The sequence below is a fragment of the Actinoallomurus acaciae genome (genome assembly GCF_042429965.1).
Classification (GTDB): domain Bacteria; phylum Actinomycetota; class Actinomycetes; order Streptosporangiales; family Streptosporangiaceae; genus Actinoallomurus; species Actinoallomurus acaciae.
In genome coordinates this window covers 1-729 of record NZ_JBHLZP010000205.1, presented here as the reverse complement: position 1 = coordinate 729, position 729 = coordinate 1, and the positions used below count along the sequence as shown (strand labels likewise).

The window sequence follows — 729 nt, the reverse complement described above, 5'->3', positions numbered from 1 at the left end:
CCGCCGATGTCCATCGCGCCGGCCGCCGGCCGGTCGCGGTCCGGCGGCGTCTCCCGTTCCGTCACGGCGCCATCCGTTCCAGTTCCACGATCTTGTCGACCAGGCGCTTGCGGGCCGTCTCCGCGCGCGCCGGCTCCAGCGGTTCACGGCCGAAGCCGGGCGGCAGGTCCGCGAGCACCTCGGCGTAGACGCCCGCCCGGAGGCGGGAGCGGCGCGCGGCCGGGAGGCGGAACAGCGCCGCGACCAGACGGTCGACCAGCTCGACGGAGAACACCGACTCCCAGGCGAGCCGCTCGGGCCCGAACTCGGCGCCGGGCTCGGCCGGGCCGGAGCGGGACGCGCGTTCGCGCCGTGTCGCCTCCTCGTCCACGGCCGGTCCGTCGACGATCACCACGCCGTAGTCCCGCCGGGCGCCTTCGGGTGACACGACGCCACGTCGCACATCGGCCAGCACGGCGTCCGCGTCGCGCAGGAGCGGGTCTCCATACCCGCCCGCGCCCGAGGTGAGCAGCGTGACGACGTCGCCGTCCTCCAGCTCCAGCACGTCGATCTTCTCTAGGACGCGCTCGCGCGGCGTGCCCGCGTTGAGGACGAGCCGGGCGGGAACGCCGGGCCGGCCACCGCGGGTCCCCCAGGGGCGGAAGCGCATCCGTTCCAGGCCGCGGGCGAGCAGGCGGGACCCGCTCGGCCGTGCGCGGAAGGTGAGTTCGAGGCCGCAACCGCCGCGCC

General features: G+C 76.4%; 1 protein-coding gene. It reads right to left on the bottom strand.

Going from position 1 to position 729, the window contains the following annotated elements; translation table 11 throughout:
* Window positions 1-61: 61 nt before the first annotated feature.
* The coding region (locus ACFFNX_RS25215; protein WP_378207076.1) for a hydantoinase B/oxoprolinase family protein at window positions 62-729 on the bottom strand (668 nt) is incomplete at its 5' end.